Source organism: Thiomicrorhabdus hydrogeniphila (genome assembly GCF_054656895.1).
Genome location: NZ_BAAHXL010000001.1, coordinates 1,035,643 through 1,055,728 on the forward strand (window position 1 = coordinate 1,035,643; position 20,086 = coordinate 1,055,728).

16 protein-coding genes and 1 tRNA gene are annotated in these 20,086 nt (G+C 38.7%); 10 read left to right on the forward strand and 7 right to left on the reverse strand.

All coding sequences use genetic code 11. From position 1 onward, the window contains the following. Positions 1 to 103 precede the first annotated feature (103 nt). The 4 genes from gcvH (at position 104) to serS (ending at position 5,567) form a co-directional block, all read left to right on the forward strand. On the forward strand, positions 104 to 475 hold the full coding sequence (gene gcvH, locus ACYQ0E_RS04565) for a glycine cleavage system protein GcvH (protein WP_460187066.1): 372 nt from the start codon (positions 104 to 106) through the stop codon (positions 473 to 475). A 108-nt stretch (positions 476 to 583) separates the two neighbouring features. After that, a complete protein-coding gene (gene gcvP / locus ACYQ0E_RS04570; RefSeq protein WP_460187067.1) occupies positions 584 to 3,595 on the forward strand; it encodes an aminomethyl-transferring glycine dehydrogenase in 3,012 nt (1,003 codons plus the stop codon). Between the two features lie 2 nt (positions 3,596 to 3,597). Further along, a complete protein-coding gene (locus ACYQ0E_RS04575; protein ID WP_460187068.1) occupies positions 3,598 to 4,125 on the forward strand; it encodes a glycine cleavage system transcriptional repressor in 528 nt (175 codons plus the stop codon). Positions 4,126 to 4,280: 155 nt separating this feature from the next. Beyond that, entirely contained in the window at positions 4,281 to 5,567 is a 1,287-nt protein-coding gene (gene serS, locus ACYQ0E_RS04580; protein WP_460187069.1) for a serine--tRNA ligase, read from the forward strand. An 85-nt stretch (positions 5,568 to 5,652) separates the two neighbouring features. Here serS and ACYQ0E_RS04585 read toward each other — a convergent pair whose 3' ends face one another. After that, the gene (locus tag ACYQ0E_RS04585) at positions 5,653 to 5,985 is read right to left on the reverse strand and encodes an MGMT family protein (RefSeq protein WP_460187070.1); all 333 of its coding nucleotides are present in this window, start codon (positions 5,983 to 5,985) and stop codon (positions 5,653 to 5,655) included. A gap of 116 nt (positions 5,986 to 6,101) precedes the next feature. Here ACYQ0E_RS04585 and ACYQ0E_RS04590 point away from each other — a divergent pair. Beyond that, positions 6,102 to 6,192, forward strand: a tRNA-Ser gene (locus ACYQ0E_RS04590). Between the two features lie 625 nt (positions 6,193 to 6,817). On the opposite strand, the gene ACYQ0E_RS04595 is transcribed toward ACYQ0E_RS04590, so the two are convergent. From ACYQ0E_RS04595 to ACYQ0E_RS04605, 3 genes are all read right to left on the reverse strand, one after another. After that, positions 6,818 to 7,954: a hypothetical protein gene (locus ACYQ0E_RS04595; protein ID WP_460187071.1), complete on the reverse strand. Its 1,137-nt coding sequence runs from the start codon at positions 7,952 to 7,954 to the stop codon at positions 6,818 to 6,820. 9 nt (positions 7,955 to 7,963) lie between these two features. Beyond that, entirely contained in the window at positions 7,964 to 9,232 is a 1,269-nt protein-coding gene (locus ACYQ0E_RS04600; RefSeq protein ID WP_460187072.1) for a hypothetical protein, read from the reverse strand. A 160-nt stretch (positions 9,233 to 9,392) separates the two neighbouring features. Further along, positions 9,393 to 10,064 (reverse strand): RluA family pseudouridine synthase, encoded by a 672-nt coding sequence (locus tag ACYQ0E_RS04605; protein WP_460187073.1) that lies wholly within the window; start codon positions 10,062 to 10,064, stop codon positions 9,393 to 9,395. Between the two features lie 76 nt (positions 10,065 to 10,140). Here ACYQ0E_RS04605 and ACYQ0E_RS04610 point away from each other — a divergent pair, with 76 nt between their 5' ends. Then, a complete protein-coding gene (locus tag ACYQ0E_RS04610; protein ID WP_460187074.1) occupies positions 10,141 to 10,623 on the forward strand; it encodes a low molecular weight protein-tyrosine-phosphatase in 483 nt (160 codons plus the stop codon). 111 nt (positions 10,624 to 10,734) lie between these two features. On the opposite strand, the gene ACYQ0E_RS04615 is transcribed toward ACYQ0E_RS04610, so the two are convergent. Further along, on the reverse strand, positions 10,735 to 11,682 hold the full coding sequence (locus ACYQ0E_RS04615) for an IS110 family transposase (RefSeq protein WP_460187075.1): 948 nt from the start codon (positions 11,680 to 11,682) through the stop codon (positions 10,735 to 10,737). A 369-nt stretch (positions 11,683 to 12,051) separates the two neighbouring features. Further along, entirely contained in the window at positions 12,052 to 14,769 is a 2,718-nt protein-coding gene (gene rne / locus ACYQ0E_RS04620; RefSeq protein ID WP_460187076.1) for a ribonuclease E, read from the reverse strand. 871 nt (positions 14,770 to 15,640) lie between these two features. Here rne and ACYQ0E_RS04625 point away from each other — a divergent pair. The 3 genes from ACYQ0E_RS04625 (at position 15,641) to ACYQ0E_RS04635 (ending at position 18,613) form a co-directional block, all read left to right on the forward strand. Next, positions 15,641 to 16,585 (forward strand): RluA family pseudouridine synthase, encoded by a 945-nt coding sequence (locus ACYQ0E_RS04625; protein WP_460187077.1) that lies wholly within the window; start codon positions 15,641 to 15,643, stop codon positions 16,583 to 16,585. A 57-nt stretch (positions 16,586 to 16,642) separates the two neighbouring features. Continuing rightward, complete coding sequence (locus ACYQ0E_RS04630; RefSeq protein ID WP_460187078.1) at positions 16,643 to 17,308, forward strand: HAD family hydrolase; 666 nt, start codon at positions 16,643 to 16,645, stop codon at positions 17,306 to 17,308. 357 nt (positions 17,309 to 17,665) lie between these two features. Continuing rightward, on the forward strand, positions 17,666 to 18,613 hold the full coding sequence (locus ACYQ0E_RS04635) for an IS110 family RNA-guided transposase (protein WP_460186573.1): 948 nt from the start codon (positions 17,666 to 17,668) through the stop codon (positions 18,611 to 18,613). A gap of 55 nt (positions 18,614 to 18,668) precedes the next feature. On the opposite strand, the gene ACYQ0E_RS04640 is transcribed toward ACYQ0E_RS04635, so the two are convergent. Next, the gene (locus tag ACYQ0E_RS04640; protein WP_460187079.1) at positions 18,669 to 19,310 is read right to left on the reverse strand and encodes a Maf family protein; all 642 of its coding nucleotides are present in this window, start codon (positions 19,308 to 19,310) and stop codon (positions 18,669 to 18,671) included. Positions 19,311 to 19,523: 213 nt separating this feature from the next. Here ACYQ0E_RS04640 and ACYQ0E_RS04645 point away from each other — a divergent pair, with 213 nt between their 5' ends. Further along, positions 19,524 to 20,060, forward strand: a complete 537-nt coding sequence (locus ACYQ0E_RS04645; RefSeq protein ID WP_460187080.1) for a YceD family protein — start codon at positions 19,524 to 19,526, stop codon at positions 20,058 to 20,060. The last annotated feature ends 26 nt before the right edge of the window (positions 20,061 to 20,086 follow it).

Here is a 20,086-nt window from a genome sequence, read left to right on the forward strand (position 1 = left end):
ATTAAAAATAAGCTTAAAACAACTTTAAAACCAGACATTAAAAGTACCAAACAATAAACACTTAACTAACTAAACAAACTAAAAACCACTGAGGAGAAACTCAATGAGCAATATTAAATTTAGCGCAGAACACGAATGGATTCAAGATAACGGTGATGGCACAGTCTTGATTGGTATTACTGATTTTGCTCAAGAACAACTCGGTGATTTAGTGTTTGTAGAATTACCTGAAATTGGTACCGAAATCACCAAAGGTGAAGAAATTTCCGTGGTGGAATCTGTTAAAGCCGCAAGTGATTTATATGCACCTGTAGACGGTACCATTATTGAAGTTAACGATGCGTTAGATGATGAGCCTGAGTTAATCAATGAAGATGCAATGGCCAACTGGATTTTAAAAGTAGAGCTTTCTGACCCAGCAGACTTGGATGATTTAATGGATCAAGACGCTTATGACTTGTTAACTGAAGAGTAAGTTCTAAAGGTCAGACTATTGCATAGCCAATATTAAACGCAAAGTAATAAAAATATTGAACGGTGAATATTTTGTAGTAAAGATTAAAGAATCAACGGAGATTTGAATATGGTAAACAGCACTTTATCTAAACTGGCAAACTGTTCATTACATGAATTGCAACAAAGTGAATCGTTTGCAAAACGTCATTTAGGGCCAGACAGTACCGAGCAACAACAGATGTTGAAGTTGCTCGGTCTAAATTCCATAAATGATTTATTAGATAAAGTGTTACCCAAATCCATTCGTCGCCAGCAACCTATGGATATTGCCGAAGGTTTAACCGAGCACCAATCGCTGGCCAAATTAAAAGCCATTGCCAGTCAAAATAAAGTGCTTAAATCTTATATAGGTATGGGTTATTACAATACGCTCATACCGCCTACCATTCAACGTAATATTTTAGAAAATCCCGCCTGGTATACCGCTTATACACCTTATCAGGCCGAAATATCTCAAGGCCGTTTAGAGGCCATGCTTAACTTTCAAACCATGGTTTCAGATTTAACAGGGTTAGAGCTTGCCAACGCCTCAATGTTGGATGAAGCCACCGCCTGTGCCGAAGCCATGACGCTATGTCAGCGCATGAGTAAATCAAAAGGCCAGGTGTTTTTTGTGGCCGAGGATTGTCATCCGCAAAATATTGAAGTGGTTAAAACCCGTGCCGAACCTTTAGGCATAGAAGTTGTAGTCGGTAAGCCAGAACTTGGGTTTGATAATTACGACCTATTTGGTGTGCTGTTGCAGTACCCAACCACCTATGGCGATGTGGCCGATTTAACTTCAATAATTGAACAAGCGCATTCCAAAAAAGCCTTGGTAGCCGTAGCGGCGGACTTATTGGCTTTAACACTGCTAAAACCACCCGGTGAAATGGGGGCTGATGTGGCAATAGGCAATACACAGCGTTTTGGTGTGCCGCTAGGTTATGGTGGCCCGCATGCTGCCTATATGGCAACTAAAGACCAATTTAAACGTTCTATGCCAGGGCGATTAATTGGAGTTTCGGTTGATAGCAATGGCCAAAAAGCCTATCGATTAGCCTTACAAACGCGTGAACAACATATACGCCGTGAGAAAGCCACCAGTAACATTTGTACCGCGCAAGCGTTGCTGGCGGTTATGGCAGGAATGTATGCGGTTTATCATGGTGCTGAAGGCTTAACTAAAATTGCCTACCGTGTACATCGTTACACTCAAGTATTTGCTCAAGGGTTAAAAAATCAGGGTGTTCAGGTAGAAAACCAAGCCTTTTTTGATACCTTAAAAATCAAATTACCAGGCCTGGTAAGCCCTGTGGCAATAGAGTCTTGTGAGCATAGGGTAAAAGCCATTCATCAACAAGCGGTTGAAAAAGGTTATAACTTAAGAAACATTGATAACGACACGCTTGGTATCTCGTTTGATGAAACCACCACGCTAGCCGATATTGAACAACTATGGAAAATTATTATTGGTCAAAGTTCAGCCGAGCTTGACTTAGAAACCATTCAACAAAGTCTTAAAGAAGTCATTCCCACTGAATTGATTAGAGAGTCAGAATTCTTAACTCATCCTGTATTTAATGACTATCGCTCAGAAACTGAGATGATGCGTTATATGCGCATGTTGGCGGATAAAGATTTGGCCTTAGATCGAGCCATGATTCCATTAGGTTCTTGCACAATGAAACTCAATGCAACCGCTGAACTTATGCCAATCTCTTGGCCCGAATTTGCCAATATTCATCCGTTTGTGCCTTTAGACCAAGCAAAAGGCTATCAAATAATGCGCCTTGAACTTGAAGAGATGCTTTGCCAAGCAACCGGTTACGATGCCGTTTCTTTGCAGCCCAACTCAGGGGCGCAAGGTGAATACGCTGGGTTATTAGCCATTCGTGCTTATCATAAGAGTCGCGGAGAAGGGCATCGTAATATTTGCTTAATTCCCGCCTCGGCTCACGGTACTAACCCCGCATCAGCGCAAATGGCAGGTATGAATGTGGTGGTGGTAAAAACCAATACCAAAGGTGAAATCGACCTAGATGATCTGCAAGCCAAACTTGAAAAACACTCGCAAAAACTAGCGGCAATTATGATTACCTATCCCTCAACTCACGGAGTGTTTGAAGAAAACGTGACAACGGTATGTGAATGGGTTCATCAACACGGTGGGCAAGTGTATATAGATGGCGCCAATATGAATGCGATGGTAGGCGTTGCCGCTCCAGGCCATTTTGGGGGCGATGTCTCGCATTTAAACCTACACAAAACGTTTGCCATTCCGCACGGTGGCGGTGGACCAGGTATTGGGCCAATTGGTGTAGGCAAACATCTTGCGCCATTTTTACCAGGTTATGCCGTTATTGAAGAAAAGAATGAACCAAAACACGTAGGTGCAGTTTCTGGCGCGCCTTGGGGTAGTGCAGGCGTACTACCCATTAGTTGGAGTTATATTGCCATGATGGGGCGTGATGGTCTGACACAAGCGACCTCAGTGGCTATTTTAAATGCCAATTATATTGCCAAACGTTTAGCGCCACATTATCCCATTTTATACAGTGATGATAATGGCCTAGTTGCCCATGAATGTATTATTGATTTACGTCCTATTAAAGAAGAGTCGGGCATTAGTGTTGATGATATTGCCAAACGTTTAATTGACTATGGTTTTCATGCGCCAACCATGTCGTTTCCCGTTGCTGGCACCTTAATGATAGAACCTACCGAATCAGAATCTAAAAGTGAACTAGACCGTTTTTGTGATGCCATGATTGCTATTAAACAAGAAGTGGTTAATGTGGTGAATGGTGTGTTGGATGAACATGATAACCCGCTTATTCACGCACCGCATACTGCCAATGTGGTGACCAGCAATAATTGGAATCACAGTTATTCCCGTGAATTAGCGGCTTATCCCGTAGACAGTTTACGCAGTGTTAAATATTGGGCTCCCGTTGGACGAGTCGATAATGTGTATGGAGATCGACATTTAATTTGCTCTTGTCCGCCTATAACAGCTTATGAACACGGCGATAATGAAGGCGGTAATAGTGAACACGATAACAGTGAGAAAAATGCCAACCAACAAGTGGAGAGCTAAACATGAATAAATCAATTGTTATTAGCGTATTAGGCAACGATTCACCAGGCCTGGTAAAAACACTTTCAAGAATTATTGTGGCACACCAAGGGCAATGGGTTGAAAGCCAAATGGCGAGTTTATCGGGCAAGTTTGCGGGTATTTTACGTGTTGATTTGCCAGCCGATGAATACCCAAGTTTTCAAAAAGAATTATGTAATGCCACAAGTTTAGGTTTAAAAGTATTGTTTGAAGAGGTTTTAGACGAGCCGAAAGGCTCCAAAGAAAATCAATTTGAAATAGAACTTATTGGTCAAGATCAGCCAGGTATTATTCACCGAATTTCTTCAGCCTTAACGCAAATTAACGCCAATGTAGATGAACTGGAAACCGAAATAATAGACGCGTCCATGTCGGGTGAACGTCTATTTAAAGCCAATATAAAAATACACATTGCGCAAGCGGTAAAAACCAGCGAGATTAGAACTATTTTAGAAGAACTTGCCAATGAATTAATTGTGGATATAGATTTGCTTGAAGAGGGCGCATAAACCCAATAAAGAAATGATAAAATAGTCCGCAAATTAAATAGATGTTTTTGGGTTAAAGACGCATTGGTTAAAATATAATTGCCCTCTTTTGATTAGATAATCCAAAATACATTTAAAACATATTCGATATAGTAAACAAAAAATAGAGACAAACCATGTTAGACGCCAAGCTACTAAGAACCGATTTAGAAACGGTTGCTACTAAACTTAAAACTCGCGGATTTGAGTTAGATACCGCTCAAATACAAGCATTAGAAGCGCAACGTAAAGAGCTTCAAGTTAAAGCACAAAACTTACAAGCCGAGCGTAACAGTCGATCAAAAGGCATTGGTAAAGCCAAAGCGCAAGGTGAAGATATTGCACCTTTATTGGCCGAAGTTGAAAACCTAAAATCACAATTAGACGAAGCTGAAAAAGCATCGGCAGCAGTGCAAACTCAAATTGAAGATATTTATGCAGGTATTCCAAACCTGCCGCATGAATCTGTTCCTGTTGGTTTAAATGAAGACGATAACGTAGAAATTCGCAAATGGGGTGAACCAAAGTCATTTGGGTTTGAAGTCAAAGATCACGTTGAGCTATCTGAACAACGTGGATGGTATGACAACGATGCCGCAGTAAAAGTAACATCAGGTCGTTTCTCTGTACTTAAAGGGCCTATGGCTAAGCTACAACGTGCTTTAACGCAGTTTATGTTAGATACGCACTCACAGAGCGGTTACGAAGAAGTGTACGTTCCTTATTTAGTCAACCAAGATAGCTTGCGTGGAACTGGGCAATTACCAAAGTTTGAAGCCGATTTATATAAAATCAGCAAAAACGATGAACACGATACCAATGACCGTGATTTATATTTAATACCTACGGCAGAAGTGCCAATTACCAACCTGGTACGTGATGAAATCATTGATGAAGCAGACCTGCCAATACGTATGGTCGGCCACACGCCATGTTTCCGTTCAGAAGCAGGTTCTTACGGACGTGATGTACGTGGTTTGATTCGTCAGCACCAGTTTGAAAAAGTAGAAATGGTACAAATTGTACACCCAGAACAATCACACCAAGCGTTAGAAGATTTAACAGGGCATGCTGAAAAAATTCTACAAGAATTAGAACTACCGTATCGTGTTATGAGTCTTTGTACCGGTGATATTGGATTTTCAGCCTGCAAAACTTACGACTTAGAAGTGTGGTTACCAGGTCAAGAAGCCTATCGTGAAATTTCATCATGCTCAAACTTTGAAGACTTTCAAGCTCGTCGCTTAATGGCACGTTACCGATCAGGTGAAGGCAAACCACAGCTTGTACATACTTTAAATGGTTCCGGTTTAGCAGTAGGGCGCACTTTAGTTGCCGTACTAGAAAACTACCAAAATGAAGACGGAACGATTACTGTACCAACCGTGTTACGTAAATACCTAGGTGGTCTTGAGGTTTTGTAATATTCAACAAACCTTAATAACATCGTTAAAAGCATCAGGCCTGATGCTTTTTTTATATCTTAATTTTAAGCTTTAGCTTTATGTCTTAGTCAGCTTTAAATTCAAACAAACAATCTTTAAAATCCGCTATTTTGCCGTTTTCAGTCTTTACGCCTTCTAAGTTTAATAACGCAATTTTTTTATCAACCCCCAAAGCATAATTGCCAATATCACCGTTGCTATTCACTACACGGTGACAAGGCACTGTAATTGGGTTTGGGTTTTTATTCATAGCATTGCCCACCGCTTGGTAAGCCCTAGTATTTAAAGCGTTAGCAATCGCTTTATAGGTTGTTACCTTACCTTTAGGTATTAACATAAGCAGTGCATAACATTGTTCATTAAAACTTAAGCTCTTGTTTTTAAGTTGTTTTATCATTTTATTTTTACCAGGCCTGGTGAATTCATTCCATTGTACAAAAAAAAGTTAATAAAACTTAATAAAACGTCTTGCAAAAAATGCTCAGACCTCTATAATACGCCACATCAAAACAAGGTGGACTGGCTGAGTGGTTTAAGGCGGCAGTCTTGAAAACTGTTGTGGGTTTGTAGCCCACCTGGGGTTCAAATCCCTAGTCCATCGCCAAATTTTAAAACCCCGTATTAGGTCGCTAATACGGGGTTTTTTTATGTCTTTAAAAAGGTAGTTTTAATAAACTACGAAATAATTCATTATTTTTTTGCTGTGTTTCCACTATGCGAATTTGTCTTAAATTTGATTGGATAATGGGGGTAGGGTGGAATGAGTGGATATGATATGTATAGGGCTAGATAGCTTAAATTGTAAAAATTTCAACTTAATCTTACATTACACAGTAGTTGAGAAGCCTTTGTAATCTAATAACTTCGCCTTGATATTTCCTATCAGGCTTCCCGTTACTTTTTGCAATTTGGCAAAAAGTAACCAAAAAACAAACCCCGCTCCATAAATGGGCAAGTTCTAAGCTGTTCACTGACAATCTCGCAACTTGCTGAGCAAGCTCAGCTTCGGACAGCCGAGATTGTTTAACCGTTCTCTATGCTAAGAACTTTGCGCCATTTATTCCAAGGGGAGTTTGGGTATTTGCCCAAGCACTTACTTAAGAACAAAGATTAATTGTGGCTTATAGGTTTTCAACAGAAGAATCCTTCTAATAAAAACGACTAATTTATCCTGTACTGTCAGATTAAGTCTAATTTTCTACACTTAAATAAGGCCTTTTGACAGGCCTTTATTTCGCTTTGTAACTATAAGGTTTTGGTTCTTTCGTTTGATTGTCTATTTTTTTAATAGCCGCTTGCATATTGTTAAGTTGGTTTTGCAAAGCGGTTTGTTGTTTTTGAAGCTGTTTAAGTTCATTTACAATACTGTTAGAGTTTGATTGCTTGTTGCTTTGCTTTTGGTTTATGCCAATTTTCGATTCTATGGTTTTGAGTGTTTTATCTTGTTTTCTAACTAACCAGCTTATGTCATTAAGTTTTTTAACATTATCTTTTGTTAATCCTACCGTATTAGTAACATGGGTTTGATTTTGTAAACTTTTTTGTGCGGTTAGAACCTGTTCTATCAGTTGTTTTAACTCGGTATATTCTTCTTTTGATAGACTTGCATTCGTATTTTTTTCATCTGTATTTTTTGAAACAGATTGTTCTGTAGCGTGTTCCGTTTTTGGTTCGGTAGCTTTTTCTGTAGGTTGTTCTGTATTAAGCTCTTTAGCAAGATTGGCTACGTGTTCATTCGCTTGTTGATCTGTATTGGCAATTTCTTCAATACTTTCTTCTTTATGATTTCTTACATCAGAGATATTTTTAACGTTTGCACCTTGAGCAACTTTGTGTGTAAGTATTTCAATAACAGAAGCAAGCTCATCCATTTTAAGCGTAACTTTTTTATCAAGCAGGGTGTTTTCAGTTGATAACATATCAAACACTTCACCTTTAAATTGGGCCTCTTTGTTTTGCATAGCGTAAAGCAAGTAGCCCATTGCACCAGTAGCAATTAAACTGAATAAAATTGAGATAATAAGCATAATAGAGAATTTCCCTTTTATGGTCTCAATTTCTTTATTGGCATTACGTACAGCTTGGCGCCAATGAAAGTTGGATTCATTTAGTTCTAATACTTGTTCTTTGAGTGTTTCAGCTTGTTTAATTGCAGCTTTGGCTGCTTGATGACTTTGGTTTGCGGCATCTTGTGCCGTTTTTGCGGTTTCTAAAGCTAACAGGTTTGCTTCAGCTGAAACGGTGTTATTTGCTTCAACCAATTTCTGTTTTTGATTGGCGGTATTTTGAGTCGCTGATTCTAACGCTTGAGTAGAGTTTTCAAGCTGTTCAACTTCTTCAAGTAAATCGTCCATAATATCGCTCATAGAAAGACCTTATTCTGCTTTTAACTCTGCAATTCTAGCTTTAATGCTTTCATTAACGGATTTTAATTGGGTATTTTTTTCTTGAATTTCAGCAAGTTTTGCGGCTATCTCATCACTGCTTTCATTCAAGTTTAAGCTTGACATATCGACACTATAACCTGCTTTTTTAGCCGCTTCAAATGCGCGCTCTGCAGCGGCAAATGTGGCTTCAATGGCTTGTTGAGTTTTTTCAGCAGAGGCTTGAGCCTGCTGCGATGTTGCCATAGCCAGTTGAGTTGCCTCTTGTGCTGTTGTTTTAACTTGTTGTGCAATTTCTTGAATAGATTGGTCAATTTCAATAGATTCTTCCATTGTACTGACTGAGTCACTTGCTTGATTAATTAGAGCAATATCATCATTAGAGTCGTTTTCGCTTGTAGAGTTTGGCACATCTTCAACAACAGGGGCATCGGTTGGTTCGGCTATCATTTCGTCAGATGGTTCAGTTGGCATTAATGTTTGTATATCATCTTCTGAATCAATATCATTCAGTTCGGCCATGGCTTCAAGTTCATCCAAAGATTCAACTTCATCCATTGCGTTGAGTTCGTCATTAAGTACTTCATCAGATTCTATCGGTGCTTTACTCTCTGTTTCACTCGTCATGTCTTGGTCATCAATGCCTTCTAGGTCAATGTCGTCAAGGTCATCTAATGTATCCAGGCTTTCTAAGTCAGGGATATCATCAATATCGTCTAAATCACTTAAATCAACGGCTTCTTCTGTTTTGGTATGGCTAATTTCTGTATTGTCTTCTTCTAAAGAACTTGCCATTTCGTTAAGTTCATCTAAATCTATATCTAAATCATCAATTTCATTTTCAGCAGAAGGACTATTTTCAGACACCTCGGCCATGTCAGCGGTTAATTCGTCTAAATCATCAAGGTTATCTAGGTCAATGTCATCTAATGACATATCTTCAGGTTCTGGATTTTGGATTTCAACTTCTGTTTCTACTTCATCAGAGGTTTGTGCCATTAAAGAATCTAAATCATCTAAATCAATGCCTAAATCTTCCATAGAATCTCCAAGTTCAAGTGATGAATCATCGTTATTAGCTTCTGTAATGGCGGGTTGTTCTGAATCTTCAGGTAGGTTATCAAGTGCATTCAGTAACTCATCAGCATCAAAATCTTCTAAGTCATCTAAAGAATCGGCATTTTTTTCATCCAAATCGCCCATCATGGACAGCATTTCTTGAGTGGCTTTGTCATCTTTTGCTAAATCTATTTCTGACATGACGAGTTTTCCTATTCTTTAAAGTGACTCAAAGTTATTGTTAATACGTGCTTTGATGATCTAGTTTTATAAAATTATGGTAAAGAATAAGCATGGAACATGCCATCGATAGGTTGGCTTGTCTATTTGAAGCGTTTTAAGTTAATTTTGCCTATTGGGTTTAAATTTTAAAATTGCTTGGGCAGTCAAATTGCATGAGTTGTTGAGTGATTGGATGAGTAAAGTTAAGTGTTTTAGCGTGTAGCATAAGACGATTAGATTGATTTAGGCTTGTCGTATCTGCGTAAAGATTATCTCCTAGAATAGGATGACCAAGAGATTTCATGTGTAGTCTAAGTTGGTGGGAACGTCCTGTTATAGGGGTAAGTTGAACTAAGAACTGATCTGCTGCTTGAGTCAGGATTTGCCAAAAAGTTTGTGCACCTTTACCTTGTTTAAAATCAATCATTTGTAGGGGGCGTTTTTCCCAATCACAACGCATAGGCAGATTAATATGGCCTGATTGTAGGCTGGGTTTACCGCTACAAATTGCGTGGTAAGTTTTATGGGTTTGACGTTCTTGAAATTGACGACTTAATAATTTGTGTACCTCTGCAGAACGAGCTAAGACCATAAGGCCAGAAGTATCCATATCTAAACGATGTACAATTTTTATGTCAGGGTAATGTGGTTCAAGATGGTAACCCAAGCATTCTTGTCTATCAGGGCCTCTTCCTGGTACAGAAAGCAATCCGCTGGGTTTGTTAACCATTATAAGGTGCTCATCAACATACAAAACCCAACTTGGGTCAAATTGAAATTGAAGAGTGGGTTGGGTTGGCAAAGAGTGCATTTTGTTTGTGAGCCTTGTAAACTAATGAGCCTATTTTATACGAATGCTTCTTGAATAAGAAAAAGGTTTATTACTTATGAGCAAAGTCTCTGTTCTATTTGTCTGTCTAGGCAATATTTGCCGTTCACCTACGGCACATGCGGTATTTAGAAAAATGGTTCAAGACCAAGGGTTAGCAGATTTGATTGATATTGATTCTGCAGGAACTGCCGCTTATCACATTGGTAAACACCCAGATACACGCTCTATGCAAACGGCCAGAGATCGTGGTATTGAAATGCTGGATTTACGTGCGCGTAAAGTGGATTTTGGTGATTTTTACCAATACGATTATATTTTGGCTATGGATGATGAAAACTATCATAATTTGCTGGATATGGCGCTACCTGAGCATCATGAAAAAATTCAAATGTTTTTAGATTACACGCAAGATTTTGAAGAAAGAGAAGTGCCAGATCCTTATTATGGCGGTTCACAAGGTTTTGAACATGTTTTTGATTTAGTAGATTCGGCTTCTGAAGGATTGCTTAATCATATTAAAAGTAAGCATTTGTCTTAGTTTTAGGTGATATCGTGCATATGACATTGTTTATATGATATTAGGCGTTGTTTAACATTACCAGGCCTGGTAATTATTGATTTTACCAGATACTGTGTTCAACATTAGATGTCAAGCACAGTTCTTATATTCTGGATCAAAAGGTTTGCCGTGCTTTAATACGGCAAACACAATATGAATAAGTTTTCTCATTATTGCCACCACTCTTTTCTTTCCTTTTACGCCGTTGGCTTTTAACCGTTCTGAAAAACGCTTAATGACAGGGTTATGCTGAATGGCACTTAATGCTGGCATATACAATGCCTTTCTGAGTTCGGCATCGCCCATTTTGGACATCTTTGAGCTATTCAATGAGCTACCTGACTGACGAATTAACGGAGCAAGTCCCATAAAACTGGCCATGTGCTTGGCTTTGTCAAAATACTTTATATCACGAATTCCAACTAACAACCGAGTGGCGGTGGCTTCAGCAATACCAGGTATGGTTTCGAGTAGCTTAACTTGGCTCAGCAATTCATCGTCTGAGCGTAAGCACTTTTTTATTTTGGTTTCAATTTTTTTAAGTTGTTGATTCAAATGCGCAATCTGTTCTTGTTCAAACTCTTGAATCTCTAACTCTAGGCTGCTACCCATTTGATTTTTAAGTTGAATTTCTTGTTTTATTAGTAGAGATTGTACTCTGTGCCATTCTTGCAGTTTACGCAACGTTGGCGACGGTGGTTGCCATGGTTTTGGTCGTTGTGTCATGGCAAAGTCAGCAATAAGCTTGGCATCTTCTTTATCGGTCTTGGTTCGATTCAGTTGCGATTGTGCATATCGCTTGATTCGGGTTGGGTTAACGACACTGACGGCTATCTTTTGTTCATAAAGCGCCAGGGCTAAGCCGAGTGAGTATTTGCCTGTGGCTTCCATGACAATGGCACAATCTTGATTAGGTAGCCATTGGATTAGGGCTTTATAGCCAAGTTCATCATTTAAAAAGCGTTTAACATCGCTTGTTTGAGCAATAGCGACATCAAAGTATTCTTTTCCTATATCAACACCAATATATGTTGTCATAATTTACCACCTTTATGTTTTGTGATAAGGTAATTATTGCTTGGTAAAATCACACTATGAGCAGACTAACCTTATGAATACAGGCTAAACGACGGTTTGCCTAAGATACTGTTCAGTTTATAGTGTGTGGGGATAAAGGTCTTAATCTGATAACCTGGATCACTTCGGTGTCCTTGGCCTGGTAACAAGATCTCTCTATCCCTTTACTAAGCGTCCCTAGTAAATTCTCCATTTCTGAAGAACACTTTCAACATATAAGGCCTGGTAGATGTTTTCGTTAAGCTAAATTCAGTTATTTTAGGCAAAAAAAAGCACCCAAAATATTTTACATATTGAGGGTGCTTTTTATTTGGTGAAAAGAGTTTAAAACTACTCTTCAGTACTTGTTTGTTTTGCTGGTTCAGCATTTTCAGTGTTTTTCGGGGTGTTTTCCGAAGATTCTGAAGATGCTTTTTTAGCGCCACGAGGACCAGAAGGGCGAGGACGACGTGTTCTTGGGCGTCTTCTTTGTCTTGGTTTCTCTTCTTTATCTGTATCGGTTTTTGAAACCGCTACATTACCGTCAACATCTGAACTTGTGTCATTGGCCGTTTCAGTTTCTGTATTTGAAGCTGTATCTGTGGCCGTTACTTCAGTTACAGCTTCAGTAATCGTTTCCGTTGGAATCGTTGCCTGAGTATCAACAACAACTGGCGTTGTTTCTTCTGTGCTAACGTTACTTGTTGCTACCGCTTCAGTCGTTTTAACGGCTTCTGGGGCTTGTACAGGAGTCGTTGCTACATTTGTTTCTGCGGTTTCAGTCGTATTTTCTACTTTTGTAGCCGTTTCGTTTTTGCTGTGTTCTGTACCTGGTGCTGGAGAATCAACAGATAATTCTGCTGCACCTGCTGGAGCACGTCTACGACTGTTGTAACTACGGCTGTTATAACGACTACGACGACGTTTGTTGTCTGTCGTTTTATTGCGGCCTTTGTTACCTTTGTCTTCTGATGATTTGTTTTCTGTTGAGTCGTTATTCTCATTAGAGTTATCATCAATGTTTGATGAGGTATTTTTTAGCGCCTCATCATTCACATTGTTTTCTTCATCGCGGTTGCGGCGATTACGATTGTTACGTTTTGGCTTACGCGTTTTCTCTGTTTGAGATTGAGTGGTTGTGTTGTCCACATTATTCTCTTCTGGAGAGTTGTTACGCGATTTACGGTTGTCATCGTTGCGGTTGTTACGGTTGTTACGATTACGGTTGTTACGTTTATCGTTACGTCCTTCACTATCGTTATTACGATTATCGTTGCGAGATTCACCATTGTTATTACGACGACGGTTGTTGTTATTGCGGCGAGGGTTACGAGGGCGAGGTTTTACTTCTTCCTCTTCTGTTTCACCTTTACTAAATAACGCATTCCATACACGAGTAAATAAACCAGGTTTGCTTGCGGTTGCTTCAGTTGTTTGCGGAGCAGCCGCTACAGTTGGTGTAGGTGCTGGGGCGGTTGGTTGTAAATTTTTAACCGCAGGTTCTTCTTTTTTGATTTGTTTCTCAGGCTCGGCTGTTACGTCAAGTTCTGGCATAGACAGTTCTTTGATTTCATAGCTGGCACTTTGTGGTGCTTCTTCGCCTACACGGGTACGTTCAATAATGTATTGCGGTGTTTCTAAATGCTCGTTTGGTACAATTAAAATATGCAGACTATGACGGTCTTCAATTTTAGTGATTTGGTTACGTTTCTCATTTAATAAGAAAGTCGCTACATCAACAGGAAGTTGCACAGTAACACGGCGGGTATTTTCTTTCATGCTCTCTTCTTCAAGCAAACGCAAGATAGAAAGACCTAATGATTCAACACCACGAATAACCCCAACACCATGACAACGTGGGCAAACAATTTGCGTAGATTCTTCAATAGAAGGGCGTAGTCTTTGGCGTGACATTTCAAGTAAACCAAAACGAGAAATCTTGCCAATTTGCACACGAGCACGATCTGTTTTAACCGCTTCACGCATTTTGTTTTCAACTTCACGCTGGTGTCGGTTTGAGTGCATATCAATAAAGTCGATAACCACTAAACCACCTAAATCACGTAAACGTAATTGGCGTGCAATTTCACAAGCGGCTTCCATATTGGTGCTAAATGCGGTGTCTTCAATGTCGGTACCTTTAGTGGCACGACTTGAGTTGATATCAATGGCGGTTAAGGCTTCAGTAATATCAATAACAATGGATCCGCCAGACGGTAAGGTAACTTCACGCTGGTAGGCCGATTCAATTTGCGATTCAATTTGAAAACGGGTAAACAGTGGAATGGTATCTTGATAAGGTTTAACTTTATAAACCTGTTGCGGCATAACGTGTTGAATAAAATCACGCGCTTTATGGAATACATCCATATTGTCGATAATGATTTCACCAATATCTTGACGCAAGTAATCACGAATTGCCAAAATAACAATGTCAGATTCTTGATGAATTAAGAATGGTGCTTCTTGTTCAACAGAGGCTGTTTTAATGGCATCCCAAAGTTGAATAAGGTAGTTAACACCCCATTGTAATTCATCGGTGTTTTTGCCAACACCTGCGGTGCGGATAATTAAACCCATACCTTCTGGTGTTTCTAAATCACGTAAGTTATCACGAATATCGCTTCTGTCATCCCCTTCAATTCGGCGAGAAATACCACCGGCTTTTGGGTTGTTTGGCATCATGACAACATAAGGACCTGCTAAGGTGATTTGTGTTGATAAAGCCGCGCCTTTATTGCCACGTTCTTCTTTTTGAACCTGAACAATAATTTCTTGACCTTCTTTTAGAACGTCTTTGATAGAAAAACGACCAGAATCGGGTTTTTGGTCAGGGTAGTATTCGTCGGCGACTTCTTTAAAAGGTAAAAAACCGTGACGCTCTGCGCCATAGTCAACAAACGCCGCTTCTAAGCTAGGCTCGATACGGGTAATTTTACCTTTATAGATATTGGCTTTTTTCTTTTGATGTGTTGGTGTTTCAACATCTAGATCGTAGAGGGTTTGACCATCTACAAGGGCAATGCGCGTCTCTTCTGCTTGAGTCGCATTGATTAGCATTCTTTTCATGCTCTTCTCTTTATAATTGAGCTGAGCGACATTTTAAATAGACGAATGCAAACGAGTGTCTGATTTTACCAGGCCTGGTGAAAGTGTAAGGCAAATTGTTAGCACAAGTGGATTAAAACCGTAGGTTAGGCTGAATATGGCCAACAACTTTGTTGGCTCTCTAACGTATTTAAAACGTGTTTTTTATCCGGTTTAATTTTGAATTACTGCCGTATTGCAATAAGGGGTCATCATCAGTTTTGTGTAACATTGTTATCGAGCAAATTGGTGTTTTTTTATTGTTTATTGTGGCCAATTTGCTCTAGCCGTCAGGTAGTGTTGGTTACCTGAATTTAAAATCCTCTTTCAGCCAGTATGCTCGTATCATTTAAAAGTGTCTTATGGCGATTTGTTCTTGTACTAAAAGGTTTTTGACCTGAGTTAAGAAGTCATACTTGCACTGCACTTTTAAACTTTGCGTTTAAAGCTAAGGTACTCAATGAGTTTGAATGTTTTATCATGTCATTGGGTAGGGCTGTATCGTCTTTTATTTAAAATGTATGGCTCAGAGTTTTTCTAAATCTGATCGTGGGGAATAATGTATATTTTATTATTCACCACAATCGGCGTAAAAATTCTTGCACTTAATCGAGTGCTACGAGTTCATAACTTAAAAATATAAGCTCGGCAAATATATCATTCATTATAGGTGTTGGCAATGACAACTTTACTATATAAGGGTAAACTGTGCCGAAAATGGTTAAAATGATGGTTTTTGGCTAAAAAAATTAAGAGTTATTGGCTTGTCTCCAGTTTGTTCTTCTCTTTTTATTAGATAAATCTTAAATAAAACAGGCAGATGCCTAAAAGGTTTTTTAGTGTTGGTTAGGTTATGAATGCAAAAGTACAGTTTGTTGATGTAGGAACAGAAGACGAAGGTCAGCGATTAGATAATTTTTTAATGCGACATTTGCGTAAAGCACCTAAAACGCTTATTTATAGAATTATTCGTAAAGGTGAAGTGCGTATTAATAAAGGTAGAGCTAAAGCCAGTACCCGTTTAGTAGCGGGTGATGTGGTGAGAATTCCGCCCGTTAAAGTACCTGAAAAAGTGGTGGTTTTAGATTCTGATATTCCTGTGGCGCAACTAAAGCGAATTGAAGAGAGTGTTCTTTATGAAGACAACGATTTAATTGTTGTGAATAAGCCTTCGGGTGTTGCGGTGCATGGTGGTGGTGGCATTAACTGGGGCTTAATTGAAGTGATGAGAGTGCTTCGCCCTTTAGCAAAACGTTTAGAGTTGGTGCATCGTATAGATAGAGATACTTCAGGGTGTTTATTAATCGCCAAAAAGGCTTCGGTATTAAAGCATTTACATGCCCAAATGCGTGCCGATCAATTTGATAAACGTTATTTGGCTATTGTTATGGGGGCTTGGCCCAAAAATAAACCTAAAATAGATTTACCCTTACGTAAAGATCACCTTGCCGATGGCGGTTGGCATGTAAAAGTCGCACAAGACGGTAAACAGGCCATTAGTTATTTTAAGGTAGAGCAACACTTAAAAGGTGCTGATTTAGTTTCGGTAAAGCTAAAAACTGGCCGAACGCATCAAATTCGTGTGCATGCTTTATCACAAGGCTGTGCCTTAATGGGTGATGATAAATATGGTAATAGAGAGGTTAATAAAAAATATCGACCACTTGGTATGAAACGTTTGGCTTTACATGCACAGTTTTTAGGATTTACTCACCCTAATACCGAAGAGAGAATGTTATTTGAAGCGCCACTTTGGCCAGATTTTATAAAAATTATTGATACGTTAAAGATTAAATAAAAAAGTGCTTAAATAGCGCTTTATTCATTTTAAAGAATGTAAAACCGGACGACATTTATGCAAAATACTAAACAATATAAAGCCATTATTTTTGATTGGGATGGCACCTTAATGAATTCTGAAGCACGTATTGTTGATGCGATACAAACGGCAGCAAAAGAGTGTGGCTTGCCTGTGTTGCCGTATGATGAATCTAAACAAATTATTGGTTTAAGTTTAGAAAACGCTATATTAGGGTTGTACCCAAATTTAGATCAATCGCAAGTTGTTAGAATGTCAGAAGCCTATACGCAATGTTTTTTAGAAGAAAGCAATGTAGAAATGGTGCCTTTTGACGGTGCTGAAGCCTTGTTGCTAAATTTAAAACAACAAGGGCTAAAGCTTGCTATTGCAACAGGTAAAAGTCGAAAAGGCTTAAATGCGGTTTTGGCAGAAACGGGGTTTGGTCTCTATTTTGATATGACAAGAACCCCGATTGAATCAGCATCAAAACCCGATCCATTAATGCTAACGCAAATTTTACAAGAATTTAACTTAACGGTAGATGATGCGGTCATGATTGGTGACACCTCATTTGATATGGAAATGGCACAAAATATAAATATGGACAGAGTGGCGTTAAGTCATGGCGTGCATCAAACAGAAGTGCTAAACACTTATAATCCAGTGGCTACGTTAGATTCTCTTAATGAATTAAATATGTGGTTAATGAATCATATTTAATCCACTTATTTAATTAAGTCTTGTAAAGTAAATTTATAACTGACCACATTACCAATTTATTATTAATGAGATTCTATTGGTAATGGGTTTTACCAGGCCTTATATGTTGAAAGTGTTCTTCAGAAATGGAGAATTTACTAGGGACGCTTAGTAAAGGGATAGAGAGATCTTGTTACCAGGCCAAGGACACCGAAGTGATCCAGGTTATCAGATTAAGACCTTTATCCCCACACACTATAAACTGAACAGTATCTTAGGCAAACCGTCGTTTAGCCTGTATTCATAAGGTTAGTCTGCTCATAGTGTGATTTTACCAAGCAATAATTACCTTATCACAAAACATAAAGGTGGTAAATTATGACAACATATATTGGTGTTGATATAGGAAAAGAATACTTTGATGTCGCTATTGCTCAAACAAACGATGTTAAACGCTTTTTAAATGATGAACTTGGCTATAAAGCCCTAATCCAATGGATGCCTAATCAAAATTGTGCCATTGTCATGGAAGCCACTGGCAAATACTCGCTTGGCTTAGCTTTGGTACTTTATGAACAAAAGATTTCGGTTAGTGTCGTTAACCCAACCCGAATCAAGCGATATGCACAATCGCAACTGAATCGAACCAAGACCGATAAAGAAGATGCCAAACTTATTGCTGACTTTGCCATGACACAACGCCCAAAGCCATGGCAACCACCGTCGCCAACACTGCGTAAACTGCAAGAATGGCACAGAGTACAATCTCTACTAATAAAACAAGAGATTCAACTTAAAAATCAAATGGGTAGCAGCCTAGAGTTAGAGATTCAAGAGTTTGAACAAGAACAGATTGCGCATTTGAGTCAACAACTTAAAAAAATTGAAACCAAAATAAAAAAGTGCTTACGCTCAGACGATGAATTGCTGAGCCAAGTTAAGCTACTCGAAACCATACCCGGTATTGCTGAAGCCACCGCCACTCGGTTGTTAGTTGGAATTCGTGATATAAAGTATTTTGACAAAGCCAAGCACATGGCCAGTTTTATGGGACTTGCTCCGTTAATTCGTCAGTCAGGTAGCTCATTGAATAGCTCAAAGATGTCCAAAATGGGCGATGCCGAACTCAGAAAGGCATTGTATATGCCAGCATTAAGTGCCATTCAGCATAACCCTGTCATTAAGCGTTTTTCAGAACGGTTAAAAGCCAACGGCGTAAAAGGAAAGAAAAGAGTGGTGGCAATAATGAGAAAACTTATTCATATTGTGTTTGCCGTATTAAAGCACGGCAAACCTTTTGATCCAGAATATAAGAACTGTGCTTGACATCTAATGTTGAACACAGTATCTGGTAAAACGTTTTATATTTACTGTATTGATTTTATATGTTTGTTTTATTGGCGTTTGTTGCAAGCGGTAAAGCAAAACCCATTTCATAAAAAATATCTGTTAAAGCCATAAGTGGTAAACCAATAAGTGCATTTGGATCACGGCTGTCTATTTGTTTAAAGAGTGTGACGCCTAAACCTTCAGATTTAAAACTGCCTGCACATTTAAGTGGTTGCTCAATATCAATGTAGTTTTTAATCACCTCATCCGTAAGTTCTCTAAAATGCACCACGGTGGTATCAAGGTATTGATAGTTTTTACCTGTTTGCGTATTGGTAACTACCAGGCCTGTAAAAAAGGTAATTTGTTTATTGCTGAACTGCTTAAGTTGAGCGATTGCATTTTCTACAGTATGCGGTTTACCAATAGGTTGATTATTAAAAACCGCACATTGGTCAGAGGTAATAATAATGTGTTGTGTATATTGGTCTGTAAATGCTTTGGCTTTTTGATTGGCTAACCTTAACACCATTTCTTGTGGTAACTCTGCGTTGAGTGGTGTTTCGTCAATGTTCGGTGCATCTTGAATAAACGGAATATGCAGTTTATCAAGTAGGAATTTTCTAAAAGGGGAGGTTGAACCAAGAACAATTTGCGGTAACGTTTTGGTGTTAGTCGTGTTTTTTATATTCATGTTTTAATTTAAAGTTCTGTTTTTTGTTTAATGGTTGGCACATATTAATAGGTGCTTTTTTGGTTAAAAAAGCCAAAATAATTCGGCACATCTTAATCGTAAACACTCACTAAAAACCTAAATGGGCTAAGCATTTAAAAAATATCCATTTTTTTAGAATATTTAAAGAGTTTTTTTTGACTTCTTAAAGCTGTCCGAGTATGATTCGCGCCTATGTTTAATAAGCTACCTGATTTCATTGATCCTATATACGCCGTAAATCATAATAAACGATTTAATGGGCGAGTCAATCAAAGCCGCCTAAAGCGTTTGGTTGAAGTGGTAAATGAAGCCGATCGTGAGGTCGATGTTCAGATAGAATTTTTTTATGATAAAGTCTTAAGGTTTCCGGCCTTTACCATGAAAATAGAAACCAGTTTGAATTTGCAATGTCAGCGTTCTTTAGAATTATTTGACTTGCCTGTAACCTCTGAAGTAAAAGGAGTGTTTACAGAAACGCTGGCATTAACACAGGATTTACCAGCAGATGTTGAAGTTTACGAACTTGACGGTGAAAATATTTCACTGTTTGAGTTGGTAGAAGAAGAGCTTTTATTAACAGTGCCTTTGGCGCCTATTGATGAAAGCCGTTCTCTTCCTAAGATTAAGGGTGCTTCAAATAAAGCAGATGCTAACAATCAGCAGGGTGAAATCGATGATAGCACCCAAAAGCCGAATCCTTTTGCGATGTTGCAAGAGTTAAAAAAATAGAATTTAAGATAGATAAACTTAGGAGA